This window comes from Serratia sp. CY38905 (assembly GCF_052168875.1).
In the GTDB taxonomy this organism is placed as follows: domain Bacteria; phylum Pseudomonadota; class Gammaproteobacteria; order Enterobacterales; family Enterobacteriaceae; genus Serratia; species Serratia sarumanii.
Window position 1 is genome coordinate 182,484 of the sequence record NZ_JBJNLV010000001.1, and the last position, 26,686, is coordinate 209,169.

Sequence of the window (26,686 nt, forward strand, 5' to 3'; positions counted from 1 at the left end):
CGCCTTGCACACTGCGCGGAGTCATTGAATTAATGCAGCGTCACCTGTTTCGGCTCAATCGAATGGATCTGCACTTTGATCACTTCGCTGACCGGGTCTTCAGGACACTGCTCGACAAAATAGTTGAGATCGGAAATCGCGATATGGTTGCACTCCAGCTGGGCGTAAATCAGCCCGCGGTCGCGGATCTCGTACGGATCTTCCGGATCGAAGCACAGCACCGTTTCGCTGGTGCGCAGCGCCATTTCCAGCTGTTTTTCTTCCATCAGGGCGGCCTTCAGCGTATCGAGCATCTTGCGCACCACCATGATGTTCTCCGACTCATCGAGATCGTCGTCTTCCAGCTCGGCGCCCAGCCCCAGGTTGCCCTTGATCCACACTTCCAGCTGGTGTTCGCTAAGGGTTTCGCCGTTCAGCGGGTTGATCAGCCACAGCTCTTCGTCCAGCCAGTCAGCGCGCAGGATCAACTGAGTGGGGAAAATCACCGGCAGCAGCGGCAGATCCAGCGCGTTGGCGATGTGCAGGAAAATGGTGCCCAGCGAGACCGGCGTGCCCTGCCGCCCTTCCAGCACCTTGTCCAGCCAGATGGCGTCCGACAGGCGGTACACGCCGCTGGCGCCGCCGAAGCCCCAGGTCTTGTAAAACAGCTCGATGAGCGCATCCAGTTGCTGCTCCTGAGTGATATCGGCCGGCACCGCCGCGCGCGCTTCGTCTACCAGCTGTTGCAGCTTGCGCTCCACGTCGGCAGCCGGGAAATCGCGCCGCACCGACTGCGACACCAGGATCACCCCTTCGCTCAGCGGCGAGGCGTTAAATTCAAAATCAGCAATGCTACTCATAGGTATCCCATCAGAAACGGTATTTTCGTCGTGGCAAGTTTAATTATCAGGTACAGGCAGCCCAACGCCAGCACGAACGCCACGGTTCGCAGCCGCTGACTTTTGGTCTTCTTGCCCAATGCGACGTAGCCAAGCAGGATATAGATAATAACGCCAAACAGCTTCTCGGTCAGCCATGAGTCCATACCCAGCAGCGGATAAAACCCGAACGTCACCACCAGCGCGATGCCGCTGACGAACAGCAGCGTGTCGTTCAGGTGCGGCGCTACCTTGACCCAGCGGCGGCCCATGATCGGCGAGCGGCGCCACTGCCAAAAGAAACGCAGCACAAACAAGGTAATACTGATGGCGACCGTCAGCAAATGGAAATGTTTCAACGCGGTGTATGCAGTCATGATGCTCCCTTAAATGGCCCGGGCGTCGTTATTATCAGTGGCGATTATCCCGGCCATTGGCCGAGCGTCACGCGGTCGTTGTCGCCGTAATCGCGGTGGGTGGCGACAGCGGAAAATCCGGCGGCCTGCAGCAGCGCGCGCACGCTCTCGCCCTGCTGCCAGCCATGTTCCAACAGCAGCCAACCCTGCGGCTGCAAATGGTGCGGCGCCTGGCCCACGATGGCGGCCAGATCCGCCAGCCCATGATCGGCGGCGACCAGCGCGCTGCCCGGCTCGAAGCGCACGTCGCCCTGCGACAAATGCGGATCGGCGGCGTCGATATAGGGCGGATTGCTGGCGATCAGCGCGAAGCGTTGCCCCGCCACCGGCGCAAACCAGCTGCCCTGTAGAAATCGGACGTTGTCGATCTTCAGCTTGCGCGCATTATGCTGCGCCAGCGCGACCGCCTCCGGCTGCACATCGACGCCGATTGCCGAACAATCCGGGCGCTCGCTGGCCAGCGCCAGCGCGATGGCGCCGGTGCCGGTGCCGAGATCGAGGAAATGGCAGGGTTGCGGCGGCAGGCGCGCCAGCGCCAGTTCCACCAGGCATTCGGTATCCGGGCGTGGGATCAGCGTTGCGGGCGAAACCGACAGCGGCAGCGACCAAAACTCGCGCTCGCCCACCAGATAGGCCACCGGCTCACCGCGTTCGCGGCGCGCCAGCAGCGTCTCCAGTTGCTGTTGCTGCGGCGGCGTCAGCAGGGTTTCCCCGAACGCCATCAGGAAAGTTCTGGCCTTGCCGGTCACGAAACCCAACAGGATTTCCGCGTCGCGCCGGGCGCTGTCGCTGTGGGTCAAACGCGCGGCGGCGGCTTTCAGCCAGTGTTGATAGTCCATCACTCTTGCTCGGCGGACAGCGCAGCCAGCTGGTCGGCCTGATACTCCTGCACGATCGGCTGGATCAGCATGTCCAGTTTGCCTTCCATCACCTCGTCCAGACGGTAGAGCGTCAGGTTGATGCGGTGGTCGGTCACCCGCCCCTGCGGGAAGTTGTAGGTGCGGTTACGGTCGGAACGATCGCCGCTGCCCAGCAGGTTGCGGCGAGTGGACGCCTCGGCCTGCTGGCGCTTGGCCATCTCGGCGGCGCGAATGCGCGCGCCCAGCACCGACATCGCCTTGGCTTTGTTTTTGTGCTGTGAACGTTCGTCCTGGCACTCCACCACGATGCCGGTCGGCAGGTGGGTGATGCGGATCGCCGAGTCGGTGGTGTTAACGTGCTGGCCGCCGGCGCCGGAGGAGCGGAAGGTGTCGATTTTCAGATCGCCCGGGTTGATGTCCGGCAGCTCGGCTTCCGGCACTTCAGGCATCACCGCCACGGTGCAGGCGGAGGTGTGGATGCGCCCCTGGGATTCGGTTTCCGGCACGCGCTGCACGCGGTGGCCGCCGGATTCAAACTTCAGCTGGCCGTACACGCCATCGCCGGAGACTTTGGCGATCACTTCCTTGAAGCCGCCGTGTTCGCCTTCGTTGGCGCTCATCACCTCGACGCGCCAGCGGCGGCCTTCGGCGTAACGACTGTACATGCGGAACAGATCGCCGGCGAAGATCGCCGCCTCATCGCCGCCGGTGCCGGCGCGCACCTCGAGGAAGCAGCTGCGCTCATCGTCCGGATCTTTCGGCAGCAGCAAGACCTGCAGCTGCTGCTCCAGCTCTTCGCTGGCCGCCCGCGCCTGTTTCAGCTCTTCCTGCGCCATCTCGCGCATCTCCGGATCGTCCAGCATCATTTCCGCCGTCTCCAGATCCTCCTGCACCTGACGCCATTCCAGGAAGCAGCGGCTGACGTCGGTCAGCTGCGCGTATTCTCGCGACAGCGCGCGGAACCGGTCTTGGTCGGCGATAACGCCGGCATCGCCGAGCAGCGCCTGCACTTCTTCATGGCGCTCTTGTAACGCTTCCAGTTTGGCAACAATAGAAGGCTTCATGCGTGGTAATAAACCCTGTTAATAGAGAAAACTAATGCTGATCCAGCCCGAGGCTGTCGCGTAATAACTGCAACCGCTCCACGTCGCCGTCGCCGGCGGCCTGCTGGAGGGATTTGGTGGGGGCATGAATAAGACGGTTGGTCAGTTTATGGGCCAGCTCGTGTATCACCTGCTCCACGTTGGCGCCCTGCGCGATGGCGGCCAGCGCTTTGGCCTCCATCTCTGCGCGAATTTGGTCGGCCTGCGAACGGTAGTCGCGGATGGTTTCCACCGCGCCCTGCGAGCGCAGCCAGGCCATGAAGTTGGTGCTTTCCTGCTGCACGATCGATTCCGCCTGCACCGCCGCCGCTTTGCGCTGCGCCAGATTGCTTTGAATGATGGCGTGCAGATCGTCCACACTGTACAGATAGGCGTTGGCCAGTTTGCCGACCTCCGGCTCGATGTCGCGCGGTACGGCGATATCCACCAGCAGCATCGGCTGGTTGCGGCGCGCCTTCAGCGCGCGCTCCACCATGCCCTTGCCGATGATCGGCAGCGGGCTGGCGGTGGAACTGATGATGATGTCGGCGTCCGCCAGGCGTTCGTCGATCTCAGGCAGAGTGATCACCTCCGCGCCGACCTCGTCCGCCAGCAGCTGCGCGCGCTCGCGGGTGCGGTTGGCAATGATCATGTGTCGCACTTTATGCTCGCGCAGGTGGCGCGCCACCAGCTCGATGGTTTCGCCGGCGCCCACCAGCAATACGTTGAGATCGGCCAGCGATTCGAAGATCTGGCGCGCCAGCGTACAGGCGGCGAACGCCACGGAGACCGCGCTGGCGCCGATGTCGGTTTCGGTGCGCACGCGCTTGGCGACAGAGAAGGATTTCTGGAACAGACGCTCCAGCTCGCCGGAGAGCGACTGGCCGCGTTGCGACTCGGCGAAGGCCTTTTTCACCTGACCGAGGATCTGCGGTTCGCCCAGTACCAATGAGTCCAACCCGCTGGCCACCCGCATCAGATGGCTGACCGCGTCGTTGCCCTGATGCCAGTACAGGCTTTTCTTCACCTCTTCCGGACGCAGGTTGTGATAGGCGCACAGCCAGGCGACCAGTTGCTCGTGCATGTGTTCCTGCTGCTCTACGCTGAGGTACAACTCGGTGCGGTTGCAGGTGGACAACACGACGCCGCCCTGCACCAACGGTTGTTGGAGCAAGCTGGTCAGCGCCTCATCGATGGACTCTGGCGAGAAGGTCACCCTTTCACGCAGAGAAACCGGAGCGGTTTTGTGATTTATACCTAACGCCAGCAGGGTCATTGCTTCGAGTAATACTTATCTTGGTACGGGTTCTCGTTGAACGGCATTCTACTTGATGCGCGGGATCAATAAAAGTAACAACCGCATCTTCCGTTCAATCGCTGTCATAGATGACATCAATTAATGAATAAGCAATAAATACAGCAGGATAAATAGTCATGAGGTAGGTCGATTGCTTAAATTTTAGCGCAGTTTGCGATAACGCGCACGCTATTCGGCGTACACAACGGCGGCGTTTGCGCAACGAAGGCACCGCTTATCGGGCGCGCCTCCCCCGCCTTCAGGCGATTGTGTTACGCTTAATGGCGACCCCGACGCGCGTGCCGGGTTGGCATTGCGCCGGTAAAAGCGGCAAGATTCAACGCGATGCAGCAAAAAATTGACGCGCCGCCGCCGCCCCGTTAGCGTGAGCGCTGAATCCGGGTTTCGTCGCGCATGCCCGCAAGGACAAAAGGACAAGAGAAAGTTATGCCAATACGCAAAGTTAGTTTGCTCCGTCTGATCCCGCTGGCCAGCCTGGTGCTGGCCGCCTGTACCACCACCAAGCCGACCGGCCCGGCCACCAGCCCGACCTCACCGCAGTGGCGCGCCCATGAGCAGGCGGTGCAGCAGCTCAGCACCTATCAGACCCGCGGCTCCTTCGCCTACTTGTCTGATCAGAAAAAAGTCTACGCCCGCTTCTTCTGGCAGCAGTTCTCGCCGGAGCGCTACCGCCTGCTGCTGACCAACCCGCTCGGCAGCACGGAAATGGATCTCAACGTGCAGAAAAACGTGGTGCAGCTGACCGACAACCAGGGCAAACGCTACGTCAGCGACAATCCGGAAGAGATGATCCGCAAGCTGACCGGCATGGCGATCCCGCTGAACAACCTGCGCCAGTGGATGCTCGGCCTGCCGGGCGAAGCCGGCGATTTTGCGCTGGATGACCAATATCGCCTGAGCAAGCTGACCTACCAGCAAGGCGGCCAGACCTGGAAAGTGGATTACCAGGGCTACAGCAACGAGATGCAGCCGACGCTGCCGAACCGCCTGGAGCTGCAGCAGGGCGACCAGCGCATCAAGCTGAAAATGGATAACTGGACGCTCAAATGATCCGCCAGTGGCCCTCCCCCGCGAAACTCAACCTGTTTCTGTACATCACCGGCCGTCGTGAAGACGGCTATCACCTGCTGCAGACGCTGTTCCAGTTTTTGGACTACGGCGACACCCTGACCATTGACCCGCGCCAGGACGATCGCATTAACCTGCTGACGCCGGTCGACGGCGTGCCGGACGAGCAGAACCTGATCGTGCGCGCCGCCCGCCTGCTGCAGCGCTATTGCGATGAGCGCGGCCTGCAGACCGCACCGCGCGGCGCCGACATCAGCATCGACAAGCGCCTGCCGATGGGCGGCGGTTTGGGCGGCGGCTCCTCCAACGCCGCCACCGTGCTGGTGGCGCTGAACGAACTGTGGCGCTGCGGTCTTGGCGACGACCAACTGGCCGAGCTGGGGCTCAGCCTCGGCGCCGACGTGCCGGTGTTCGTGCGCGGCCACGCCGCCTTCGCCGAAGGCATCGGCGAGCGCCTGCAGCCGGCCGAGCCGCAGGAAAAATGGTATCTGGTGGCGCATCCCGGCGTCGGCATCCCGACGCCGGTTATCTTCGGCGACCCCGAATTGAAAAGAGACACCCCGGTTCGCTCCTTAAGTGAGCTGTTGCAGGCACCGTACGCAAATGATTGCGAACCGATCGCAAGAAAACGTTTTCGCGAGGTTGAACAGCTTCTTTCATGGCTGTTAGAATACGCCCCGTCACGCCTGACTGGCACAGGTGCTTGTGTGTTTGCTGAATTCGACACAGAAATCGCCGCCCGTCAGGTGTTAAATCAAGCCCCGGAGTGGTTGTGTGGTTTTGTAGCGCGCGGCGTTAACGTCTCCCCACTACATCGCATTCGTTCCGGGCGGTTTGAGTCGTAGCTCAACGTTTCGCTGCGCAGGGTCATGCACACCTGGCCCTGTTATCCCTGCGCTGCCTGCGGTCTCAATTTTAGTTTTACATACCCGTATGTATATTGCGCCGGCGTCGCCGACTGCCCCTTGGCGATGTCGTATGACAATATCTTCTCTGGACGCAAGCCTGAGGTTCTTCTCGTGCCTGATATGAAGCTTTTTGCTGGTAACGCCACCCCGGAACTAGCACAACGTATTGCCAACCGTTTGTACACCAGCCTTGGTGACGCCGCTGTAGGTCGTTTTAGCGACGGCGAAGTGAGCGTGCAAATCAACGAAAATGTACGCGGCGGTGATATTTTCATCATCCAGTCCACCTGTGCCCCGACCAACGACAACCTGATGGAACTGGTTGTGATGGTCGACGCCCTGCGTCGCGCCTCCGCAGGTCGTATTACCGCCGTTATCCCTTACTTCGGCTATGCCCGCCAGGATCGCCGCGTGCGTTCCGCGCGTGTGCCGATCACCGCCAAGGTGGTTGCCGATTTCCTCTCCAGCGTAGGGGTTGACCGCGTTCTGACGGTGGATCTGCATGCTGAGCAGATTCAAGGCTTCTTCGACGTTCCGGTAGACAACGTGTTCGGCAGCCCGATCCTGCTGGAAGACATGCTGCAGCAGAACCTGGAAAACCCGATCGTGGTTTCCCCGGACATCGGCGGCGTAGTGCGTGCCCGCGCCATCGCCAAACTGCTGAACGACACCGACATGGCCATCATCGACAAACGCCGCCCGCGCGCGAACGTGTCTCAGGTGATGCACATCATCGGTGACGTGGCAGGCCGCGACTGCGTGCTGGTCGACGACATGATCGACACCGGCGGTACCTTGTGTAAAGCGGCTGAAGCGTTGAAAGAACGCGGTGCCAAGCGCGTATTTGCCTACGCGACGCACCCGATCTTCTCCGGCAACGCCGTGGACAACATCAAGAACTCGGTGATTGATGAAGTGATCGTCTGCGACACCATTCCGCTGTCGCCGGAAATCAAGGCACTGAAAAACGTTCGCACTCTGACCCTGTCCGGCATGCTGGCTGAAGCCATCCGCCGCATCAGCAACGAAGAGTCGATCTCTGCAATGTTCGAGCATTGATGCGTCGTCTTTCCGGTGCGGCGCCCACCGCGCCGGAAAGATAGCGAGCCCGACAGCAGAAAAAGAAAAACCCGTTGGTGCGTAAGCAACAACGGGTTTTCTACTCGTAGTCCAACATGACCTCAAACCTTAATGCACGGCAGATTTTCCCTTGCCCTGCTCTCGCTTCCCTTCTGATTTTTTAATCAATGCGACGAACGATGTTGGTCGTTGCGGCACCGTTTATCAAAGTGTTTTACCCACCAGTAGCGATCCGCCACCTGCTCGCGGCCGCCGATACGCGCGCCCACCAGCCACAACAGCGCGCCGACGAAGATACTCATGATGGCGCCGTGGGCGAAAAATTGCGGTAAATTGAACTGGGATACTTCAGCAATAATGGAGTATCCGACGCCGCCGATCATCACGACCAGCCCCAGCCCCATAAAAAAGTTGCCCATTCTGTCCGCGCTTCTACGTTTCATATGCCACCTCCATGATTGCCATGTGCCAACCGGGATAACGCTGCAACTTGTTAACCCACTTTGATAAGTTAAGTATAGTCCTTGTTGCGGCAAGGGGATTGCGGAGGCGATCACAAATGGTAAAGAATTATTGACACTTCTTAACGCGCCGCTGAAAATTAGCGGACAAATTGAATTATTCAGCTAATGAATCATTCGTCTTTCTTACCTAAGGCGACGGCGGGGATCGGATTTTGTCATTCGCCGCCCCGGCAGGTAGACTAAGGCCCTTTCCATTACCCTGATCATAGTGAATCTCCCAGTGAGCAGTATTAAATTGATAGTTGGCCTGGCCAACCCGGGCGCGGAATATGCCCAAACGCGCCACAACGCCGGCGCCTGGTACGTCGATCTGCTGGCCCAGCGCCACAATCAGCAGTTGAAAGAAGAGAGCAAGTTCTTCGGCTATACCGCTCGTTTGAACCTGGCGGGCAACGACGTGCGCCTGCTGGTGCCGACCACCTTCATGAACCTGAGCGGCAAAGCGGTGCTGGCGATGGCCAACTTCTACCGCATCGAACCAAACGAGATCCTGGTGGCGCACGACGAGCTGGATCTGCCGCCCGGCGTCGCCAAAATCAAGCTCGGCGGCGGCAACGGCGGCCACAACGGCCTGAAAGACATCCAGAACAAGTTCGGCAACAACCCGAACTTCTACCGCCTGCGCATCGGCATCGGCCATCCGGGCGACAAGAACAAGGTGGTGGGCTTCGTGCTCGGCAAGCCGCCGGCCAGCGAGCAGAAGATGATCGACGAAGCGATCGACGAGTCGCTGCGCTGCACCGAGATGCTGATGAAGGACGGGCTGGAAAAAACCGTTCAGCGCCTGCACAGCTTCAAGGCGCAGGCCTGAACCTTGCCGCAGCGGGCGCCCTGCCCGCTGCCTGCTTCTAGCCGCGCGGGTTGAAGGTCTCCTCGCTCACGCGGCGGTCATCGGCGGTGAAGCCCTCTTCCGCCACGTAATACTGCGGATCGTCCAGCTCATGGCTGCAAAACGGCCCGGCGCGCTTAAGTAAACGCACGCAGTCGCCGCTCAGGTGGCGCAGCCGAATGCTTTTCCCCGCCGCCAGGTAACGCGCCGTCAGCTTATCGATCGCCTCTACGCCGCTGGAATCCATCACCCGGGTGCCGGCAAAATCCAGCACCACGTTCTGCGGATCGCTTTGCGGCTCGAACAGCTCGGCGAAAGCGGCGGCAGAGCCGAAGAACAGCGGGCCATCGAGCTGATACACCGCCACGTCGCCCGTTACCTGCCGCTGGCGCACGCGAATGCGCGCCTGCTGCCAGGCGAACACCAGCGCCGAGATAATCACCCCGCTGATCACCGCCACCGCCAGATCGGTAAAGATGGTGATCAGCGTGACGGCGAGCATCACCAGCGCGTCCGCCTTCGGCATACGGCGCAAACGGCGCAGCGAACTCCACTCGAAGGTGTTGTAACACACCACCAGCATCACCCCGGCCAGCGCCGCCACCGGCAGCAGGCCGATATAGCGCGACAGGCTGACCACGAACAGAATCAGCAGGATGGCGCCCACCGTGCCGGAGAGGCGCCCGCGCCCGCCCGAGGTGAAGTTGATGATCGACTGGCCGATCATCGCGCAGCCGGCGAAGCAGCCCAACAGGCCGCACACCGCGTTACCGGCGCCCTGCGCGATGCTTTCGCGATTGCCGTTGCCCTTCTTGCCGCCCATTTCATCCAGCACCGTCATGGTCAGCAGCGATTCAATCAAACCAACCAGGGCAATCACCACCGCATAGGGCAGCACCACCCGCACCATTTCCAGGGTGAACGGCGCCGTCGGCAGGCTGAAGTGCGGCAGCGCGCCGGAAATGTCCGCCAGATCGCCCACCCGCAGCGTGTGCAGATTGAGGCCGATCGCTAACGCCGAAACCACCAGCAGCGCCGCCAGCGAAGACGGAATGGCTTTGGTCAGGCGCGGGAACAGCACCACCACCGCAATCGCCAGCGCCACCAGGCCGTACATCAGCGGCCCCTGCCCGGCGATCATCTTCAGCTGCGCCAGCATGATGACGATCGCCAGACCGTTGACGAAGCCGTGGATCGCCGGCAGCGGCACCAGACGAATGAACTTGCCCAGCCGGAAGGCGCCGATCAGGATTTGAATGCCCCCGGCAAACAGCGTGGCCCACAGCACGTAGCCCATGCCGTACTGCGCCGCCAGGCTCATCAGCACCACCACAATGGAGCCGGCGGCGCCGGAAACCATGCCCGGCTTGCCGCCGAACAGCGCCGTGACCAGGCCGATAATAAACGCGGTATGCAAACCGACGATCGGCGAAAGACCGGCGACCAGCGAAAAGCCGACCGCCTCTGGGATCATCGAAACCGCCACCACAAAGCCCGCCAGGACTTCATTTTTAACGTCCGCGATCCTGACGTTACTCAAGTTAAACATGCATTATTCACTTATGACAGATGACATCATCTCCCCGCGTAGCGGGTATGGGGTACCGCAAGGTGCGGCAGACTGCAGGCGGGCACAGCTCAGGGTGGCGTAGGCAAGAAATACATCCGGCGCGTTTCCTGTCGGTTAATCGGAACGGCCAGTATGGGTAAATGTGATCCAAATCTCAATCAAAAACCGGCCGCGGGCGCTGGGCTCGCCCCGGCCAAACAAGTCTGATCGAGATAAACGCCCATTACGTGTATAATGGCGGCATTATTTTGCCCTTTATGCAGCCGATTAAACCTAACCGGCTGATAGTTAAGATATTTAAGGTGATTACAACATGGGATTCAAATGCGGTATCGTCGGCCTGCCTAACGTAGGCAAATCCACCCTGTTCAACGCGTTGACCAAAGCGGGCATTGAAGCAGCCAACTTCCCGTTCTGCACCATTGAACCGAACACCGGTGTGGTGCCGATGCCCGATCCGCGTCTGGATAAGCTGGCCGAGATCGTCAAGCCGCAGCGCATTCTGCCGACCACCATGGAATTCGTCGACATCGCCGGCCTGGTGAAAGGCGCGTCCAAGGGTGAAGGCCTGGGCAACCAGTTCCTGACCAACATCCGCGAAACCGAAGCCATCGGCCACGTGGTGCGCTGCTTCGAGAACGACAACATCATTCACGTCAACAACAAGGTCGATCCGGCCGAAGACATCGATGTGATCAACACCGAGCTGGCGCTGTCTGACCTGGACACCTGCGAGCGCGCCATCCACCGCGTGCAGAAGAAAGCCAAAGGCGGCGACAAAGACGCCAAAGCCGAGCTGGCGGCGCTGGAGAAATGCCTGCCGCACCTGGAAAACGCCGGCATGCTGCGCGCGCTGGATCTGAGCGACGAAGACAAAGCGGCGATCAAATACCTGAGCTTCCTGACCCTGAAGCCGACCATGTACATCGCCAACGTCAACGAAGACGGCTTCGAGAACAACCCGTACCTGGACACCGTGCGTAAAATCGCCGACGCCGAAGGCTCCGTGGTGGTTGCCGTGTGCGCCGCGGTGGAATCCGACATCGCCGAGCTGGAAGACGAAGAACGCGACGAGTTCATGGCCGAGCTGGGCCTGGAAGAGCCGGGCCTGAACCGCGTGATCCGCGCCGGTTACGAGCTGCTGAACCTGCAGACCTACTTCACCGCCGGCGTGAAAGAAGTGCGCGCCTGGACCATCCCGGTCGGCGCCACCGCTCCGCAGGCGGCCGGCAAGATCCACACCGACTTCGAAAAAGGCTTTATCCGCGCGCAAACCATCTCTTATGACGACTTCATCACCTACAAGGGTGAACAAGGCGCCAAAGAAGCCGGCAAAATGCGCTCCGAAGGTAAAGACTACATCGTCAAAGACGGCGACGTGATGAACTTCCTGTTCAACGTCTAAGCCCTTCCCCGCAGCATTGCTCTCGGCTGCCGGAAACGGAAAAATCCACGCTTCGGCGTGGATTTTTGTTTTTATCTCCCCAGACTCAGACTCCCCCATTTCCCCCTTCCACGCCGAGGGCCGGTTTGCCGCCGAGTGACCGGCGAATCGCTGCCGCCGCAAAACCCGTTAGCGGCGCGCTACAGCAGCGCAATCATCTTCAGCAGTTCCACCCGATTGCGGGTGCCGAACTTCTTCCCGGCATTGTTGAGGTGCGAATAAACGGTTTTCGGGTGCAGGTTCAACCGCCGCGCGGTCAGGCGAATATCTTCCGTGCGCGCGGTTTCACACAGCACCGCCGCCTCGCCAGGCGTGATTGCCGCCGCCTGCTGCCGGTTCATCACGCGCCGCTCACCTTCCTCCTCACGGCAGACCAGCGCCGCGCAGGTTTCCCGCACCATCTGCAGCGTTTCCCGTTTGTGCAAAATCGCATCCGGCTGCGCCGCGGCGATAAACGCCAGGATCAGCGGCGAAGTCTTATCGATAAAGAACAGTAACCGGACATCTTTATATTCACCACGTGAATATTTAATGAAATTTAAATACGTCTCGAACCGGTAAATCTCCTGAGGAAACTCCATAATAATTAAATCAGGCACCCGGCTTATATTTTTAATAATATTCATATTGGGTGAGGATAAGGTTATCACGCCGCCGCCCAGTAATGTTTTCATAGCCAGCCGGCACAGCGGTGAACCGTCGATATAAATCACTCTCACTTTAATTCTCCTTATCAGCATGAAAGCATGCTTCCACACCTCAGGCGGCTTGTCGCTGCTCTTTTTTGGGGTAATTCGCCTGCAAATCACACCGATATAAAACATCTTGATAACATGTTTTTCAAATAATCACGCAACCGTCAGCATGTTGATTAATACGCAAAAAAGGCATGAATGTTTCAAATTATTTCCACAGAAAAAACTGGCGATCCAATAAAAACGCAACGCAATGATATAGATCTATTTTCTATTTTGTATGATATAAGCGGAAATGAAAAAAAATGTAACAACGGGCGCCACAACCTTATTACCTCATTCAAAACATCTATAGGGAAAATTCTTAGTTTGTTAGGATGAAAATCCATGTTTGCCGACGCGTTTAAAAAACAATTGCGCAACATGATTAATCAACAACCGCACGTCAGTAATTTATTACTGTCAGGAAAGCTTTTATCTAAAGTAAATTAAAGGGCATTTCACATGAATGTTAAATTAGTCGCATTATCCATGCTGGCTCTCTCCGGCGCCTGTGCGGCCGCTTCGTCCAATACGGTGCAATTTAAAGGCGAAGTCAGCACGCAAACCTGCTCGGTGAATATTAACGGTAACCAATCCAATCCGGTCGTTCTGCTGCCGACCGTCGCCGCCAGCAAACTCGCCACCAAAGGCGCCACCGCCGGCGATACCACCTTCACCGTCAACGTGACCGGCTGTGCGGCGGCAACCAGCGATACGGCGATCAAAACCGTGCTGGCGGGCAACAACCCGACCACCAACGGCAACCTGGGCAACGCGGGCGATGCGGCCAAGGTGTCCATTCAACTGCTGGACAGCGACGCCACTACGCCGCTGTCGTTCGCCAGCGGTTCGACCGTCACCACGTCGGCGATGACGCTGGCCAAAGACGCCACCTCCACCTCGCAGAACCTGGTGGCTCGCTACTACGCGGAAGACACCGGCGTGGCGGCCGGTTCGGTGATCGCCACCGCACAGTTCGCCATTAGCTACAAATAAGCCGGCGTCAGGCGCCATACCTGTTGATACCAGCGCCGCCTCTCGCCGGGCGGCGCTGAATGACTCGCTCCCTTTATCGGTTCACGTTTATGCCGCAGATAACCCGCTCCGCCCGCCGATGGGCCGCCCTGTCGCTTTGCCTGATGAGTTTTGCCGCTACCCACGCCTCGGCCAGCGTGACGCTGCTCGGCAACCGCGTGATCTACCCCGCCGAGGCGCGGGAAAAAACGTTGCAGTTCACCAACGACGACGGCACCCCGGCGCTGATGCAGATCTGGCTCGACATCAATAACCCCAAATCCACGCCGGAAAACGCCGATGCACCTTTCGTCGCCTCGCCGCAGATCTTCCGCATGAATCCGCACAGCGGGCAGATGGTGCGGCTGTCGTTCGTCGGCCAGCCGCTGCCGCGCGATCGCGAATCGCTGTTCTATCTCAACTTCCTGCAGGTGCCCGCCGTGCGCCAGACGGACAGCGACAAGAACAAACTGCTGCTGGTGGTCACCAATCGGCTGAAGGTGTTCTATCGCCCCGCCGGGCTGGCCGGCGACGCCAACCACGTCATCGATCGGCTCAGCCTGCGCCAGGCCGGCAACGCGCTGCGTGTCGACAACCCGACCGGCTACTACGCCAACGTCAGCCAGGCCGCGATCCTGAGCGGCGCGAAGCGCATCGCCATCCCGCAGGCGGATCTGATCCCGCCGTTTTCACAGGCCAGTTGGCCGGTGAATGGGGAGGTGCGGCAGGTCGCACTGCGCGTCATCAATGACTATGGGGTGGAAATCTCACGCACCCTGAACGTCGCGCGCTGAAACCAGACAGGGAGGTATTCATGTTCGATGCTCGCAAGGCGACGCCGCTGCCCACACGCTGGTGTTGCGCGCTGCTGGCGCTGCCGCTGGGCTGCGCCGCCGCCGACGGCTATACCTTCGATCCCGCGCTGCTGCGCGGCAGCGTGCTGAGCAACAGCGCCCTGAGCCAGTTCAACCAACAGGACGCCGTCGCTCCCGGCAGCTATCAGATCGATCTGTACCTCAATGGCCAGTTTCTCGAACGCGATCAAATTCGCTTCGTACGCGCAGGCAAGCAGGTGCTGCCCTGTTTCGATCGGGCGCAGCTGGCGCGCTTCGGGCTGAAAAATCCGCCGGCGGCCGCCGAAGCGGAATGCCTGCTGCCCGGCCGGGATCTGAAGGACATCACGGTGAACGCCGATATCTCGCGGCTGCGGCTGGATCTGAGCATTCCGCAGGCGCTGTTGAACGGCCGGCCGCGCGGCAGCGTCAATCCCGCCAGCCTGGACAGCGGCGAATCGATGGCCTTCGTCAATTACAACCTCAACCAGTACCACGTCAGTTACCGACAGGGGCAAACCCGCGATCTCGACTCGACCTACGCCAACCTGAACGGCGGCTTCAACCTCGGGCTATGGCGCTACCGCCAGCAGTCCAGCTACCGCTACGATCGGGAGTTCGGCGGCCATCTGGACACCAGCCGCCGCTACGTGCAGCGCGCGATCTTGCCCTGGCGCAGCGAAATGCTGTTGGGCGAAGGCTTTACCGACGGGCACTTCTTCTCCGGCCTGGGCTTTCGCGGCATTCAGCTCAGTTCGGACGACCGCATGCTGCCGGATTCGCAGCGCGGCTATGCGCCGGTGGTGCGCGGCGTGGCGAAAAGCAACGCGCGCGTGACGGTGCTGCAGGGCAAAAGCACGCTGTATGAAACCACCGTCGCGCCGGGGCCGTTCGCCATCAACGATCTGTACGCCACCAACTACGCCGGCGATCTCACCGTGGTGGTGACGGAAGCCGACGGCAGCGTCAGCACCTTCACCGTGCCGTTCGCCGCGGTGCCGGAATCCATCCGCCCCGGCCAGTCGCGCTACTCGGCGATCGTCGGCCATTCCCGCTACGTCGGCGACAACGATCTGTTCAGCGAAGTGACCTGGCAGCACGGCCTGACCAACGCCCTGACCTTCAACCTCGGCAACCAGCTGGCGGACGGCTATCAGGCGATGATGCTGGGCGGCGTGTACAGCAGCTGGCTGGGCGCCTTCGGCATGGATACCACCTATTCCCACGCCAGCCTGCCGGACGGCGGCGCCGCTGGCTGGATGCTGCACCTCTCCTACAGCCGAACCTTCAGCCCGACGGACACCACCTTGTCCATCGCCGGCTACCGCTACTCCACCGAAGGCTTTCGCGATCTCAGCGACGTGCTCGGCGTGCGCCGCGCCGCCACCACCGGCCAAAACTGGCAGTCCGACTCCTACCGCCAGCGGTCGCGTTTCGAGGTCGCCGTCAATCAGGGAATGGGCGCGTTCGGCAGCCTGACGATGTCCGGCTCGACTCAGGACTACCGCGATCAGCGCGGCCGCGACAATCAGCTCCAGCTGGGCTGGGGAAAAACCTTCGGCAACGGCGTGGCGCTTAACCTCTCCGTCACCCGCACCCGCAGCCTGGGCTCCAGCAACGGCGACTACCGCGGCTACGGGCCGCTGGATAACGTCTACAGCGCGCCGCTGGCGCAGAGCGCGCAGACCGTCACCGCCCTGTCGCTGAGCTTCCCGCTCGGGCGTTCATCATCCGCCCCCAGCGTCTCGCTGTTGGCCAACCACAGCCAGGGCCAGGGCGGCAACTATCAGGCCGCGCTGTCGGGCAGCGTCGGCGACGAACAGCCGGTCAGCTACGGCCTGAACTTCACCACCGACGACGATCGCCAACAAAGCATCTGGGGCGGCAACCTGCAAACCCGTCTGCCTTACGCCAACGTCACCGGCTCGTTCTCCACCGCGCGCCAGTATCGACAAGGTTCCCTGTCACTGCAGGGGGCGGTGGTGGCGCACCGCGGCGGCGTGACATTAGGGCCGTATGTCGGCGATACCTTCGCCCTGATCGAGGCGCCCGGCGCCAGCGGCGCACGGGTGATGGACGGCCAGGGGGCGCGCGTCGATCGCTTTGGCTACGCGCTGGCGCCGTCGCTAGTGCCCTATCACTACAACACCGTCGCGCTGAACCCCGAGGGCATGAACGACAAAGCGGAGCTGGAAGACGGCCAGCGGCGCGTCGCCCCGTACGCCGGCGCCACGGTGCGCCTGCGCTTCAACACCGTGCGCGGCCAGGCGCTATTGATCACCGCGCAGCGGCCCGATAACGCGCCGATCCCGATGGGCGCCAACGTCCTCGACGCAGCGGGCAACAGCGTGGGCATGGTCGGCCAAGCCAATCAGGTGTATCTGCGCAGCGACCGGAGTGCCGGCGCGCTGACGCTGAACTGGGGCGACGCGCCCGGCCAACAGTGCACGCTGCATTACCGCCTGCCCGCCGGGGAAGACGGCCCGATTCAACGGCTCAGCGCCCCGTGCCGCTAGCCCGTTCACACTGATTCTCAGGAGAGACGATGAAACGCATTTCTTACCCGATCGCCGCCCTTGCTCTGCTCGCCCTGTCGCTGTACGGCGCGCCCGCCGCGCTGGCGCAATGCACCCGGGTCGCCCCCTGGATCGATTCCGGTTGCGATCCCTGCGGGGTGGGCACGGCGCTGGGCCGGGTTAACCTGACCAGCACTTACCTGCAGCCCGTCGGCACGCCGCTGGGCACCAGCGTGTTCGATCTCACCTCCGGCACGCGCTATCCCGATCCCAACAAGGTGCTGTATGAGTGCGACGCCGGCGACGCGGGGCAGATCTATGAAGTCTTCGCCACCAACGGCGACGATCGCGTCGGCGGCTATTACGATCTGGGTGCCCAGGACGGTAACCCCAACTACTACGCCACCTACTTCCCCTACGTCGGCATCCGCCTGACCCATCTGGATTCCGGCAAGGTTTTTACCCGCTACTGGCAGTCGGCGCCGATTACCCGCTACGCCACCGTCGGCAGCAAAATTCAGATCCGGGTGAAAGACTTCAGCGCCATCCGCGCCGATCTGATCCGCATCAGCTCGCTGCCGGGCGCGGGCGCCAGCAACTACTGCGGCTACAGCGCCAGCAACCCGCTGGTGGGCATGGCCTCGACCACCGGCAATTCGAACTATACCTGCACGCAGCCGAACGGGTATGTCACCTTTCAAGGGCCCGGCATCGCCTCGGATCCTATCGGCAGCGATTCCGCCACCAACTACGCCACCTGGGGCACCGGGCGCTGGAACGCGATGGGCATGGGCACCGCACCAATCTCCTCATTGACCTATACCGCCACCTGCGTGGCGCGCAACGTCACGCCGCTGGTGATCCTGCCGACCATATCCGTCAGCCAGTTGACCGCCGGGCAAACCTCACAGGCGCAGTTCACCATCAATATCGAATGCGACAATGCCGCCGTGTCCGGCGTCAGCAGCAACAATACCGCCCTCGGCCTGCAGGTGCCGTATGAAAGCTATGTCGCGGCGCAGCAGCTTGGGCTGGTCAGCGCCAACGGCGGCGTGAGCTACCTGCTCTCCAGCGGCTACGGCACCGACAGCAGCGTCGCCACCGGCGTGGGCATCGCGCTCGCCAACGCCGGCAACGGCGCGCCGATGAATTTCGTCGGCTGGGCGCGCTGCAGCGCCGGGCAATGCCCGCAGGGCAACGACGCCGGCTGGTATCCGGTGCTCAACGGCGCCAGCGGCGGCGGCAGCACCGCGGCGGGGTTCACCCACTACACCACCCAGCTCACCGCCACGCTCGCCCGGCTGCCCGGGCAAACCGTCACCGCCGGCAAAGTGGACGCCAGGGCCTACGTCTGGGTTAAGGTGCAATGATGAGAAAGAAATATCTGACGATGGGATGCGCCCTGCTGCTGGCGCTGGCGGCCATGGGCGCGCAGGCGGGCATCATCGCCTCCGCCACCCGGGTGATTTTCCGCGAGGGCGACACGGAAAAAACCCTGATGTTGCTCAACACCAACGGCTATCCGATCGTGGCGCAAACCTGGGTCGATAACGGCGACGTCAACGCCGCCCCCGAACTGTCGCGCGCGCCGTTTGTCACCCTGCCCAGCGTATTCGCCCTGCCGCCTTCGGCGCTGAAAGGGCTGCGGATCCTGTTTGCCGGCGCGAACCTGCCCACCGACCGGGAGTCGGTGTTCTGGCTTAATCTGTATGAGATCCCGCCCAGCCAGCCGACCAGGCCGCCGCTGACGTCGCGCGTGACGCTGGCGATGAACACGCAGATGAAAATCTTCTACCGCCCCAAAACGCTAAAGGGAAACGCCGAAAACGCGGCCGAGGCCGTCTCGTTCTCGCTGCAAAAATCGCCGGGCGGCTATCTGCTGCGCTGTCACAACCGGTCGGCGTTTTATCTCTCCTTCGCCCGCATCGCCGTGCAAACCGGCAGGCGCGATTACCCGGTGCGGCAAGAAAGCGACATGATGACCGCACCGTTCAGCATGCGGGATTATCACCTCGACGGCGTTGCGGCGCCGACGCTCCCTTCTCAGATCACCGTTCAGGCCACCTTCATCAACGACCAGGGCCAGCAGATCGTCAAGTCATACACAGCAACCCCATAACGATAAAAAGCAGTACATTTTTTAAGTACAGGAAATAGGGAAAAATGAGTCTAAGCAGATTCCAGCTACAGTTTCACCTGGAGAAACAGGCCAACAACATCAGGCAGTCACCGGCATTTCATACCGCCATCGTCAAACACGGGGAATTATTGAAGGAGACCTACAAGAAGCATCCGCTGTTTTACAAAATCATCTTCAGGAACAGCCGGTTCATCATTTGTTCCACCATCCTGTCCATTTACTACCACCAGCCCGCCGCCGGGCTGAAAGACATCAAAGCCTTTTTTAAAGGGAAGAACATCATCAGCGAGAACTCCCTGGACTCCTTTCTGTTCTTTTTGCGGGTCGGCCGCCGGCTGGAGGTCAAACCCTGTGAACATGACAAGCGCCAGCTGCGCTATAAGCCTACGCCGCACGCGCTGGCGGAAACCCAGGCGCTGATCGCCTCGATGGCGCGGCCCTACCAGGCGCTGGCGCCACAGATGCCTATCGCGGCGCTGCTGGCGGCGCCCGACTTTCTGCCCACCTTTTTCGCCGCCTACGGGCAGCTGATGCTCAAGGAGATTTACCTGATCGATCTGGTGCCGCAATCCGGGCTGTTTATCAGCAAAGACGCCGGCCACATGGTGCTGCTGATGCTGCATATCGAAAGCATCCGGCAGGACTCCCCCTTTCTGCTGCTCTCCTCGGCGAAAATCGCCAAGTCGTGCTCCGTCTCACGCGCGCACGTAAATCGCATTCTGCAGGCGGCGGAAAAATCCGGCCTGCTGACCACTACCAATAACGTGGTGATCGAACTCAACAGTTCGTTCTTTATCATGGCGGAGCGCTATTTCAGCCTCTATTTCGCGATGGTCGAATTCGGGCTTGAACGGGTTTGGCACACGCCGCAGGCCGCCGAGCCCCGCTGAGCCGTTTACCTTTCCCGCAGCACCCGATCGATCAACCCCCAAGCCGCCGCTTCGTCGGCGGTCATAAAGCGATCGCGATCCAACACCCGCTCCACCTCTTCGTAGCTGAGGCCGCAATGTTTGGCGTACAGCCGGATCACCGTGTCTTTGGTGCGTTTCATCTCTTCGGCATGAATCAAGATGTCGGAGGCCTGCCCCTGAAAGCCGCCCAGCGGCTGGTGCACGTGCAGGCTGGCGTTGGGCAGCGCCATGCGGTGGCCCGGCTCTCCGGCCATCAGCAGAAACGAGCCCATCGAGCGCGCGGTGCCCATGCACAGCGTATGCACCGGCGCGCGGATATACTGCATGGTGTCGTAAATCGCCAGCCCGCTGGTGATCACCCCGCCCGGCGAGTTGATGTACAGGTGGATCGGTTTCTCCGGGTTTTCCGCTTCCAGAAACAGCAGTTGGGCGCACAGCATTTCGGCCACGTCGTCGTTGACTTCGCCATTGAGAAAAACGATCCGGTCGCGCAGCAGGCGCGAATAAATATCAAAGGAACGTTCTCCCCGGCTGGTCTGTTCCACCACCATCGGGACGAGCATCATCTTCTCACGCATCGGTGAACTCCTGGGTTGGCAAAAGGGAAATGAATTTAACGCGTCAGGCGGCGAGCATCATCGTCACCGAACCGTCATTGGCGGCGTCGAGCTGGTGGATAATCCGCAGCAGGCTGCCGCCAGCGGCGTCCGGCACTATCTGCAGCGTCACCACGCTTTCAAGGAACGGCGGCCGGTCGTCACGCAGACGGTAGCTCACCGCTTCGCCCGGCGTGGCGGCCAGCGGTTCGGCCTGCGCCAAATCCCCCGGAGGCAGCCACTGCTCGCGCAGCTCGGGAATGCTGAGCGCTCGCCACACTTTTTCCGGCGGCGCATCGAGCGAATACTCCAATATCAGCCGATCGCGCGGCGGCTGCTCAGCCTGTTTGTTCATTGATCCATATCCTTCAGCAAGGTTTGCAACGCGTCGATGCGCGCCGGCCACCAGGCGCGGTACTTCGCCAGCCAATCGGCGATCTGCGCCAGCCCTTCCGGGTCGACCTGGTAATTGACGAAGCGCCCCTGCTTCGTCTCGCGCACCAGCCCGGCATTGCGCAGCACCGCCAGGTGTTGCGACATCGCGGACTGGCTGATGGGCAGCCCTTCGCGCAGCGCGCTGGCGTTCATGCTGCCGACGGCGAGCTTGTCGAAGATGGTGCGGCGAGTCGGATCGGCCAGCGCCTTGAAGATGTCATTTTCGTTCATACAAACACATTAGTATTCACTTATGTATTATGCAAGCGCCAGGGCAGGATTTTTGCGCAAAGCGAGACTCCGCGCCGGGGCACGGAGCCGATAGAGGAGAAATTACAGCGGTTTATTGCAAACGGGCGTGGTCAGCGCGGATTGCCCGGCCTGCGCCCCTTCCTGCGCTTCGAGCGCGAGGCGCGCCAAAGGCATGTCTTCATGGTAGCGCGCCTCGGCGCTCAGGCTTTTCGCGTAGCGGTTGTACTTCCACCAGGCGTAGCCGAGGAACACCACCAGCCCGCCGACGTTATAGAACACGATGGTCATGATGCTGGCGCCGGTCGGGAACGTCGAGGCGAAGAAGCCGACGGTGAAGATGGCGATCAGCACGCTGACGATGGCGATGCCCTGCAGGCGCGAGCCCATTTTGAAATCGCGCGCCACCCGGTCGTACTTCAGGCGCAGATTCAGATAGGCCAGCATGATGAACAGCGGCGGTAGCATCGAGGCGGCGGCGGTCATGTTGATCAGCGTGTTCATCAAATCCTGCACGCTGCTGGAACCCAACGTCGGGATCAGCATCAGCGGGATGACGATGAAGAACTGGATCCAGGCGGCGCGCGTCGGCACGCCGTGCCGATTCAGACGAATGGTTTTCTCGCCGAAAATGCCCTTCGGGATCTCGGTGAAGAAAATCTTCACCGGCGCCGCCGTCCACATCAGCAGCGAGCCGAACATGGCGGTGAAGGAGACGATGCCGACAAAGCGGTTCATCAGCACCGTCGGCAGGCCGAAGTGCGCCGACAGGCCTTCGAACACCTGCACCGTGCCGCCGGTGAAATGCAGGTCAGCGCGGTGGACGAACACGTTGATCAGCAGCGAAGACACCGAATACAGCACGCCGATGAACAGCCCGGAAACGATGATCACCTTCACGAAGGCGCGGCTACCGCCTTTCACATCGTTCACGTACACCGCCACGGACTCCGCCCCGCCCGCCGCCTGGAAGATCCAGGCGGTAATGCCGAGGAACGCCCAGTTGAAGTTCGGCGTCATCGCCTGCACGTTGATCGGGTCGGCCGGTTCGATGCCGCCCAGCACCGCCGCGCCCGCCAGAACGATGTAGGAAAACGTCAGCAGCAGCATCAGCGACGAGGTCACCGAGGTCATCGGTCCCAGCAGTTTTGCGCCGCTGTTGGAAATGTAGGTCGAGAAGGCGAACAGGAAGATGCTGATGATCGCCGTGGTCAGCGGGGTAAACACGTAGTCATAGCCCAGGAACGCGTAAGAAGCGTAGGCGATGACGCGCGGCAGCAGCGCGGTGAAGAAGAACAGGTTCACGAACCAATAGGTGTAGGCGGTGATAAACGCCCAGCGCCCGCCGAGCGCGCTTTTCACCCAGGCATAAACGCCGGCCTCGGAGTTGCGGTTGAGCGAGACGAACTCGGCGATGATCAGGCAAAAGGGAATGAAGTAAATGATGGTCGCCACCAGGAACACCGGCGACGAGGCGACCCCGAGCTGAATATTGTTGTTAATCACGTTGTTGAAACTGAACACTGCCGCAAACGTCATCGACAGCAGGCCAAACTTGCCGATGGTGTTTCTGTTCGACGCAGCCATAGAGATTCTCCGAATGGTGTAGGGGACTTCGGTTTGTTGTTATCGATCGGCGAGCGCGCTATTTGTTAACAAAATAGCTGTCTTCCACCGTCACTTTTAAAATGACTTTTTTTACCTTGCCGCTTTCTGTAAAGCGGTGAGCCTGGTGGTTTTCGAAGATCGCCACGTTGCCTTTGCCGACCCGGCGCCTCTCGCCTTCGCCGCTGAAAAACTCGCGGTCGGTTTCGTCCTGATAGGGCGCCACCGTCGTCAGCGCCCGTTTGTCGGCCACCTCGACGGTCTCTTCCCCCTCGAGGTAATAGTGCACGTCGAAGTAGCGTCGGTTGCCCTCCAGCCAACCGTGCTGGCGGCCGGCACCGACGCTCAGCCGATACGTCAGCGAGTCGCCGATCGAATGGCACACGTTCGGGCTGATGCGATCGACATTGGCGATCGCCTCCATGCAGCGCAGCCACTTCTTGCCGCTGTGATAGATGCGCTGGAACTCCGCCAGGGATTCGAGAATGATCATGCGTTTTCCTCCGCAGACTGCGGGTGGTGGTGAGAGGGCGCGAAGTCATAACCGGCGAGCGCGGCGCCCTGCGTTTGCCGCCCGTCGAACGGCACCAGCGTGAAGCCGTAGCTGAACGGCGCCAGATAGACCCGGTGGGTATCCAGCACTTCGGAGCCCCAGGAGTTGGAGCCGAGGCCGAGGATCTGGTCGTCCAGGTTCAGCGTCAGGCAGTCGCTAGGTTTCAGCTCGTTGATGTGCTGGGCCTGGTGCAGCATCTCGGCGCTGTAGGGCCACAGGCTGAAGTTGATCGGCCGCCGCGGCTGGATGAAGATCCCCTTGCCCGCCGCGTCCTGCAAACTCAGCCAGCGCACGTCCTGCCGATTGCCGTTGTCCTGCGGGAACGGATAGTGTTCGAACAGCGCGTCGGCGCGCTGCCGGTAGTGGCCGATAAGGTTGGCCCGGCAGCTGTCACGGTAGTTCTCGCCCGGCCCGCGGCCGTAGTATTCCACCTGTTCGAAACGGCGGCTGATGCCGAAATCGAGGCCGATTTTCGGGATAATCTGGCGGAAATCGCCGTAAGGCTCACCGGCCAGATCCAGGCTGACGTAGCCCTGCGGGGAGATGCGCCAGCGGTAGGTGCAGCGCATGCCAAAGTCGAACACCGGCGGCGCGATCAGGCTATGTACCTCGATCAGCAGATCCTCGCCCTGCCATTGCCGAGTGAGGCGGCGGAAGTGCTGCTGCATGATGGGGAAGTGATGCGGCAGCCAAATCCCCTCATATTCCTGTTTATGGTTATCGATCACCGGTTTGAAGAAGGTGATGCGCGGCGCGCGCCCCACCACTTCTTCATCGTCTACCCGCCACGACAGCAGTTCGCCGCTCAGCAGCGAGAACGCCAGCTGGAACCGGCCGCCGCTGACGATCAGCCGATGATTTTCCTCGCGGCATTGCAGCGCCGGCGCATCGGCCGGTGGTGGAGCCGGTCGCCGCGTCGCCGCCCGGCGCAGATGCTGATAATGTCCCAGCCGCTGGCCGCTCTCGCTGTAGCGGGTGGCGCTATCCTTATGCACCGCCACGTCGATCAGCGTTTCCCCCTGCCCCAGCGCCAACACCGGCAGGTGCATGTCTTCGCTCTCGCCCGGCTGCAGGTGCGGCAGCTTGAATTCGTAACTCGCCACCTGGCGGCCGTCGGTCTTGACGCTGACCTTCAGCGTGATGTCCGCCAGCGAGCTGAACCAATAGCGGTTTTTCACCCGCAGCACGTCGCCTGCGCCTTCCTCCGCCGTCACCTCCACCGGGCACAGCACCTGTTGGTATTCACGCAGGCCGGGGCCGGGGCGCTGGTCCGGGTAGATCAGGCCGTCCATGCAGAAGTTGTAGTTGTTCGGGTAGTCGCCGTAATCGCCGCCGTACTGGTAGCGTTCGCGCCCCTGTTCGTCGTGGCTCAGCAGGCCGTGATCGCACCACTCCCAGATGTAGTGCCCCTGCAAACTGGCGTGGCGGTTAAACACCGACTGGTATTCGAACAGCCCGCCGGGGCCGTTGCCCATCGCGTGGGCGTATTCGCACAGGATGCGCGGTTTGGGGTGCGGGTATTCGCCGAAGGCGTTCATCATCGCCACGCGGGAATACATGGTGCTGATCACGTCGGTCACTTCGGCGTCGCGATCTTCTTCATAGTGGATCAGACGGGTCGGATCGAGCGCCTTGCAGCGCCGGGCCATGGCGCGAATGTTGCAGCCGTAGCCGGACTCGTTGCCCAGCGACCAGATAATGATCGACGGGTGATTTTTCTGCGCCGCCACGTGGCGTTCGATGCGCTCGACGTAGGCCTGCTCCCAGCGCGGATCGTCGGTGATGCGGCTCAGATCGCCGACGTTGGCGAAGCCGTGGCTCTCCAAATCGGTTTCCGCCATCACAAACAGGCCATAGAGATCGCACAGCTCGTAAAAGCGCGGATCGTTGGGGTAATGGGCGGTGCGCACCGAGTTGATGTTGTGCTGCTTCATCAGCACGATATCGCGCTCCACCCGCGCCATATCGACGGCGCGCCCTTTGCGGTGATCGTGATCGTGCCGGTTGACGCCGTGCAGCTTGAGGTAGCGGCCGTTGACGTACATCAGCCCGTCGCGCACCGCAATCTCGCGGAACCCCACCCGCTGCGGCACCACGCCCAGCAGGTTGCCGGCGCCGTCATACAGGCTGAGCAACAGCTGATACAGATAGGGATTTTCCGCATTCCACTGCTGCGGGCAGCTGACCGGCAATTCGAAACGGCAGCTTAGCGCCCGCTCGATGCGCAGATCGTCGTGCCACTGCTCCGCCACGCAGCGATCGCCGTCGAACAGCTGCGCCTGCAGGCGGCAGCCCTCGGCGGCCTGCACACCGAGATGGCGCAGCTCGGCATCGATCGCCAACTGCGCGTCGCAATAGCGCTCATCGAAGGTGGTGACCAGCGTCAGATCGTGAAGGTGGGTAGCGCTCTGGCCGATCAGATAGACGTCGCGGAAAATGCCGGCCATCCACCACATGTCCTGATCTTCGATGTAGGTGGAGTCGGCCCACTGCATCACCCGCACCGACAGCAGATTCTCGCCCTGCCGCACATAGGGGCTGATGTCGAACTCGGCGCACAGCCGGCTGCCCTTGCTGAAGCCGACATAGTCGCCGTTGACGTACACCTCGAAGTAGGTTTCCACGCCGTCGAATTTGATCAGCACTTGCTGATCCTGCCAGCCGGCGTCGAGCGTAAAGTGGCGTTGATAGGCGCCGGTGGGGTTATTGGTCGGCACGTAAGGCACGTCGATCGGGAACGGGAAGCCCTCATCGGTGTACTGCAGGTGGCCGTGCCCTTCCAGCTGCCACATGCCCGGCACCGCCATATCGCCCCAGTCGTTCATCGGCTCCCGGTAAAACGCCGCCGGCACCAGCGCCGGGTGCTCGAAGAAGCGAAAGCGCCAGCGGCCGCTCAGCAGTTGGATACGCCGACTGGCGTTGCGATCGAAGCTCAGCGCCTGCCCGGCGTCCGCGTAGCTGAAGAAGCTCGCGCGCGGCGCCAACCGGTGCTCCGACTGTTTATCAATGTTTTCCCAATTATTCACGTCACGTCTCCCGACACCTGTGCAATGCGGAAACGATAGTAAATATTTAGTAAAAACTACAGTTGATATTTACCAAATGACGACAGGATCACAATAAATCTCAAAGGCCTTTTTT

The 26,686-nt window shown here is 61.1% G+C and carries 25 protein-coding genes; 11 read left to right on the top strand and 14 right to left on the bottom strand.

The window, feature by feature from the left end; genetic code table 11:
* Positions 1–29 precede the first annotated feature (29 nt).
* Genes sirB1 through hemA form a run of 5 tightly spaced genes read right to left on the bottom strand, consistent with a single transcriptional unit; the run spans position 30 to position 4,491 of the window.
* Positions 30–839, bottom strand: a complete 810-nt coding sequence (gene sirB1 / locus ACJ8MK_RS01010; protein WP_033646388.1) for an invasion regulator SirB1 — start codon at positions 837–839, stop codon at positions 30–32.
* Complete coding sequence (locus ACJ8MK_RS01015) at positions 836–1,237, bottom strand: SirB2 family protein (RefSeq protein ID WP_170310367.1); 402 nt, start codon at positions 1,235–1,237, stop codon at positions 836–838. The genes sirB1 and ACJ8MK_RS01015 overlap by 4 nt, the downstream gene beginning before the upstream one ends.
* 41 nt (positions 1,238–1,278) lie before the next feature.
* A complete protein-coding gene (prmC, locus tag ACJ8MK_RS01020) occupies positions 1,279–2,112 on the bottom strand; it encodes a peptide chain release factor N(5)-glutamine methyltransferase (RefSeq protein WP_033646390.1) in 834 nt (277 codons plus the stop codon).
* A complete protein-coding gene (gene prfA, locus ACJ8MK_RS01025; RefSeq protein ID WP_033646391.1) occupies positions 2,112–3,197 on the bottom strand; it encodes a peptide chain release factor 1 in 1,086 nt (361 codons plus the stop codon). Before prfA ends, prmC begins: the two co-directional genes overlap by 1 nt.
* 31 nt (positions 3,198–3,228) lie before the next feature.
* On the bottom strand, positions 3,229–4,491 hold the full coding sequence (gene hemA, locus ACJ8MK_RS01030; protein ID WP_033638164.1) for a glutamyl-tRNA reductase: 1,263 nt from the start codon (positions 4,489–4,491) through the stop codon (positions 3,229–3,231).
* Between the two features lie 468 nt (positions 4,492–4,959).
* Here hemA and lolB point away from each other — a divergent pair, with 468 nt between their 5' ends.
* The 3 genes from lolB to prs all read left to right on the top strand — a co-directional run bounded on the left by lolB (position 4,960) and on the right by prs (position 7,568).
* Positions 4,960–5,583, top strand: coding sequence for a lipoprotein insertase outer membrane protein LolB (lolB, locus tag ACJ8MK_RS01035; protein WP_442517442.1), 624 nt, complete (start codon positions 4,960–4,962; stop codon positions 5,581–5,583).
* Positions 5,580–6,446, top strand: a complete 867-nt coding sequence (gene ispE / locus ACJ8MK_RS01040; RefSeq protein ID WP_060420667.1) for a 4-(cytidine 5'-diphospho)-2-C-methyl-D-erythritol kinase — start codon at positions 5,580–5,582, stop codon at positions 6,444–6,446. Before lolB ends, ispE begins: the two co-directional genes overlap by 4 nt.
* A 174-nt stretch (positions 6,447–6,620) precedes the next feature.
* On the top strand, positions 6,621–7,568 hold the full coding sequence (prs, locus tag ACJ8MK_RS01045) for a ribose-phosphate diphosphokinase (RefSeq protein ID WP_004941061.1): 948 nt from the start codon (positions 6,621–6,623) through the stop codon (positions 7,566–7,568).
* A gap of 185 nt (positions 7,569–7,753) precedes the next feature.
* Here prs and ychH read toward each other — a convergent pair whose 3' ends face one another.
* Positions 7,754–8,032: a stress-induced protein YchH gene (gene ychH / locus ACJ8MK_RS01050; protein ID WP_025302491.1), complete on the bottom strand. Its 279-nt coding sequence runs from the start codon at positions 8,030–8,032 to the stop codon at positions 7,754–7,756.
* 301 nt (positions 8,033–8,333) lie between these two features.
* On the opposite strand from ychH, the gene pth reads away from it, so the two are divergent.
* Complete coding sequence (gene pth, locus ACJ8MK_RS01055) at positions 8,334–8,924, top strand: aminoacyl-tRNA hydrolase (RefSeq protein ID WP_004941053.1); 591 nt, start codon at positions 8,334–8,336, stop codon at positions 8,922–8,924.
* 37 nt (positions 8,925–8,961) lie between these two features.
* Here the strand turns inward: pth and ACJ8MK_RS01060 are convergent, their stop codons facing one another.
* Positions 8,962–10,491, bottom strand: a complete 1,530-nt coding sequence (locus tag ACJ8MK_RS01060) for a SulP family inorganic anion transporter (protein WP_164096380.1) — start codon at positions 10,489–10,491, stop codon at positions 8,962–8,964.
* A 334-nt stretch (positions 10,492–10,825) separates the two neighbouring features.
* Here ACJ8MK_RS01060 and ychF point away from each other — a divergent pair, with 334 nt between their 5' ends.
* Positions 10,826–11,917 (top strand): redox-regulated ATPase YchF, encoded by a 1,092-nt coding sequence (gene ychF, locus ACJ8MK_RS01065; protein ID WP_033646394.1) that lies wholly within the window; start codon positions 10,826–10,828, stop codon positions 11,915–11,917.
* A 179-nt stretch (positions 11,918–12,096) separates the two neighbouring features.
* Here ychF and ACJ8MK_RS01070 read toward each other — a convergent pair whose 3' ends face one another.
* On the bottom strand, positions 12,097–12,780 hold the full coding sequence (locus ACJ8MK_RS01070; protein WP_243403111.1) for a helix-turn-helix transcriptional regulator: 684 nt from the start codon (positions 12,778–12,780) through the stop codon (positions 12,097–12,099).
* 375 nt (positions 12,781–13,155) lie between these two features.
* Between ACJ8MK_RS01070 and ACJ8MK_RS01075 the strand changes: the two genes are divergently transcribed.
* From ACJ8MK_RS01075 to ACJ8MK_RS01100, 6 genes are read left to right on the top strand one after another with little or no spacing between them, the layout of a single operon-like run.
* Positions 13,156–13,689 carry a fimbrial protein gene (locus ACJ8MK_RS01075; RefSeq protein ID WP_015377562.1) on the top strand — a complete coding sequence of 178 codons (534 nt, stop codon included), beginning with the start codon at positions 13,156–13,158 and terminating at the stop codon, positions 13,687–13,689.
* Between the two features lie 59 nt (positions 13,690–13,748).
* On the top strand, positions 13,749–14,501 hold the full coding sequence (locus ACJ8MK_RS01080) for a fimbrial biogenesis chaperone (protein WP_223182005.1): 753 nt from the start codon (positions 13,749–13,751) through the stop codon (positions 14,499–14,501).
* 20 nt (positions 14,502–14,521) lie between these two features.
* The gene (locus tag ACJ8MK_RS01085) at positions 14,522–17,056 is read left to right on the top strand and encodes a fimbria/pilus outer membrane usher protein (RefSeq protein ID WP_103798626.1); all 2,535 of its coding nucleotides are present in this window, start codon (positions 14,522–14,524) and stop codon (positions 17,054–17,056) included.
* A gap of 29 nt (positions 17,057–17,085) precedes the next feature.
* A complete protein-coding gene (locus ACJ8MK_RS01090; protein ID WP_043147257.1) occupies positions 17,086–18,426 on the top strand; it encodes a fimbrial protein in 1,341 nt (446 codons plus the stop codon).
* Positions 18,426–19,175 carry a fimbrial biogenesis chaperone gene (locus tag ACJ8MK_RS01095; RefSeq protein WP_103798627.1) on the top strand — a complete coding sequence of 250 codons (750 nt, stop codon included), beginning with the start codon at positions 18,426–18,428 and terminating at the stop codon, positions 19,173–19,175. Before ACJ8MK_RS01090 ends, ACJ8MK_RS01095 begins: the two co-directional genes overlap by 1 nt.
* 44 nt (positions 19,176–19,219) lie before the next feature.
* On the top strand, positions 19,220–20,086 hold the full coding sequence (locus ACJ8MK_RS01100; protein WP_033638145.1) for a hypothetical protein: 867 nt from the start codon (positions 19,220–19,222) through the stop codon (positions 20,084–20,086).
* 5 nt (positions 20,087–20,091) lie between these two features.
* Here ACJ8MK_RS01100 and ACJ8MK_RS01105 read toward each other — a convergent pair whose 3' ends face one another.
* The 6 genes from ACJ8MK_RS01105 to ebgA all read right to left on the bottom strand — a co-directional run bounded on the left by ACJ8MK_RS01105 (position 20,092) and on the right by ebgA (position 26,571).
* Positions 20,092–20,685 (bottom strand): ATP-dependent Clp protease proteolytic subunit, encoded by a 594-nt coding sequence (locus ACJ8MK_RS01105; protein ID WP_033638144.1) that lies wholly within the window; start codon positions 20,683–20,685, stop codon positions 20,092–20,094.
* A 43-nt stretch (positions 20,686–20,728) separates the two neighbouring features.
* Positions 20,729–21,058, bottom strand: a complete 330-nt coding sequence (locus ACJ8MK_RS01110; RefSeq protein WP_033646406.1) for an SRPBCC family protein — start codon at positions 21,056–21,058, stop codon at positions 20,729–20,731.
* Entirely contained in the window at positions 21,055–21,369 is a 315-nt protein-coding gene (locus tag ACJ8MK_RS01115; RefSeq protein ID WP_033646407.1) for an ArsR/SmtB family transcription factor, read from the bottom strand. The genes ACJ8MK_RS01110 and ACJ8MK_RS01115 overlap by 4 nt, the downstream gene beginning before the upstream one ends.
* A gap of 102 nt (positions 21,370–21,471) precedes the next feature.
* Complete coding sequence (locus ACJ8MK_RS01120; protein WP_041034703.1) at positions 21,472–22,974, bottom strand: amino acid permease; 1,503 nt, start codon at positions 22,972–22,974, stop codon at positions 21,472–21,474.
* Positions 22,975–23,032: 58 nt separating this feature from the next.
* Positions 23,033–23,485, bottom strand: a complete 453-nt coding sequence (locus ACJ8MK_RS01125; RefSeq protein WP_033646409.1) for a beta-galactosidase subunit beta — start codon at positions 23,483–23,485, stop codon at positions 23,033–23,035.
* Positions 23,482–26,571 (bottom strand): beta-galactosidase subunit alpha, encoded by a 3,090-nt coding sequence (gene ebgA, locus ACJ8MK_RS01130; RefSeq protein WP_103798628.1) that lies wholly within the window; start codon positions 26,569–26,571, stop codon positions 23,482–23,484. The genes ACJ8MK_RS01125 and ebgA overlap by 4 nt, the downstream gene beginning before the upstream one ends.
* Between the last annotated feature and the right edge of the window lie 115 nt (positions 26,572–26,686).

Excerpts from the sequence above, each read along its gene's own strand:
- sirB1 (WP_033646388.1), bottom strand. The coding sequence starts at position 839 with ATGAGTAGCATTGCTGATTTTGAATTTAACGCCTCGCCGCTGAGCGAA.
- prmC (WP_033646390.1), bottom strand. The coding sequence starts at position 2,112 with ATGGACTATCAACACTGGCTGAAAGCCGCCGCCGCGCGTTTGACCCAC.
- prfA (WP_033646391.1), bottom strand. The coding sequence starts at position 3,197 with ATGAAGCCTTCTATTGTTGCCAAACTGGAAGCGTTACAAGAGCGCCAT.
- hemA (WP_033638164.1), bottom strand. The coding sequence starts at position 4,491 with ATGACCCTGCTGGCGTTAGGTATAAATCACAAAACCGCTCCGGTTTCT.
- lolB (WP_442517442.1), top strand. The coding sequence starts at position 4,960 with ATGCCAATACGCAAAGTTAGTTTGCTCCGTCTGATCCCGCTGGCCAGC.
- ispE (WP_060420667.1), top strand. The coding sequence starts at position 5,580 with ATGATCCGCCAGTGGCCCTCCCCCGCGAAACTCAACCTGTTTCTGTAC.
- ychH (WP_025302491.1), bottom strand. The coding sequence starts at position 8,032 with ATGAAACGTAGAAGCGCGGACAGAATGGGCAACTTTTTTATGGGGCTG.
- ACJ8MK_RS01060 (WP_164096380.1), bottom strand. The coding sequence starts at position 10,491 with ATGTTTAACTTGAGTAACGTCAGGATCGCGGACGTTAAAAATGAAGTC.
- ychF (WP_033646394.1), top strand. The coding sequence starts at position 10,826 with ATGGGATTCAAATGCGGTATCGTCGGCCTGCCTAACGTAGGCAAATCC.
- ACJ8MK_RS01070 (WP_243403111.1), bottom strand. The coding sequence starts at position 12,780 with ATGTTTTATATCGGTGTGATTTGCAGGCGAATTACCCCAAAAAAGAGC.
- ACJ8MK_RS01075 (WP_015377562.1), top strand. The coding sequence starts at position 13,156 with ATGAATGTTAAATTAGTCGCATTATCCATGCTGGCTCTCTCCGGCGCC.
- ACJ8MK_RS01080 (WP_223182005.1), top strand. The coding sequence starts at position 13,749 with ATGACTCGCTCCCTTTATCGGTTCACGTTTATGCCGCAGATAACCCGC.
- ACJ8MK_RS01085 (WP_103798626.1), top strand. The coding sequence starts at position 14,522 with ATGTTCGATGCTCGCAAGGCGACGCCGCTGCCCACACGCTGGTGTTGC.
- ACJ8MK_RS01090 (WP_043147257.1), top strand. The coding sequence starts at position 17,086 with ATGAAACGCATTTCTTACCCGATCGCCGCCCTTGCTCTGCTCGCCCTG.
- ACJ8MK_RS01095 (WP_103798627.1), top strand. The coding sequence starts at position 18,426 with ATGAGAAAGAAATATCTGACGATGGGATGCGCCCTGCTGCTGGCGCTG.
- ACJ8MK_RS01100 (WP_033638145.1), top strand. The coding sequence starts at position 19,220 with ATGAGTCTAAGCAGATTCCAGCTACAGTTTCACCTGGAGAAACAGGCC.
- ACJ8MK_RS01105 (WP_033638144.1), bottom strand. The coding sequence starts at position 20,685 with ATGCGTGAGAAGATGATGCTCGTCCCGATGGTGGTGGAACAGACCAGC.
- ACJ8MK_RS01110 (WP_033646406.1), bottom strand. The coding sequence starts at position 21,058 with ATGAACAAACAGGCTGAGCAGCCGCCGCGCGATCGGCTGATATTGGAG.
- ACJ8MK_RS01115 (WP_033646407.1), bottom strand. The coding sequence starts at position 21,369 with ATGAACGAAAATGACATCTTCAAGGCGCTGGCCGATCCGACTCGCCGC.
- ACJ8MK_RS01120 (WP_041034703.1), bottom strand. The coding sequence starts at position 22,974 with ATGGCTGCGTCGAACAGAAACACCATCGGCAAGTTTGGCCTGCTGTCG.
- ACJ8MK_RS01125 (WP_033646409.1), bottom strand. The coding sequence starts at position 23,485 with ATGATCATTCTCGAATCCCTGGCGGAGTTCCAGCGCATCTATCACAGC.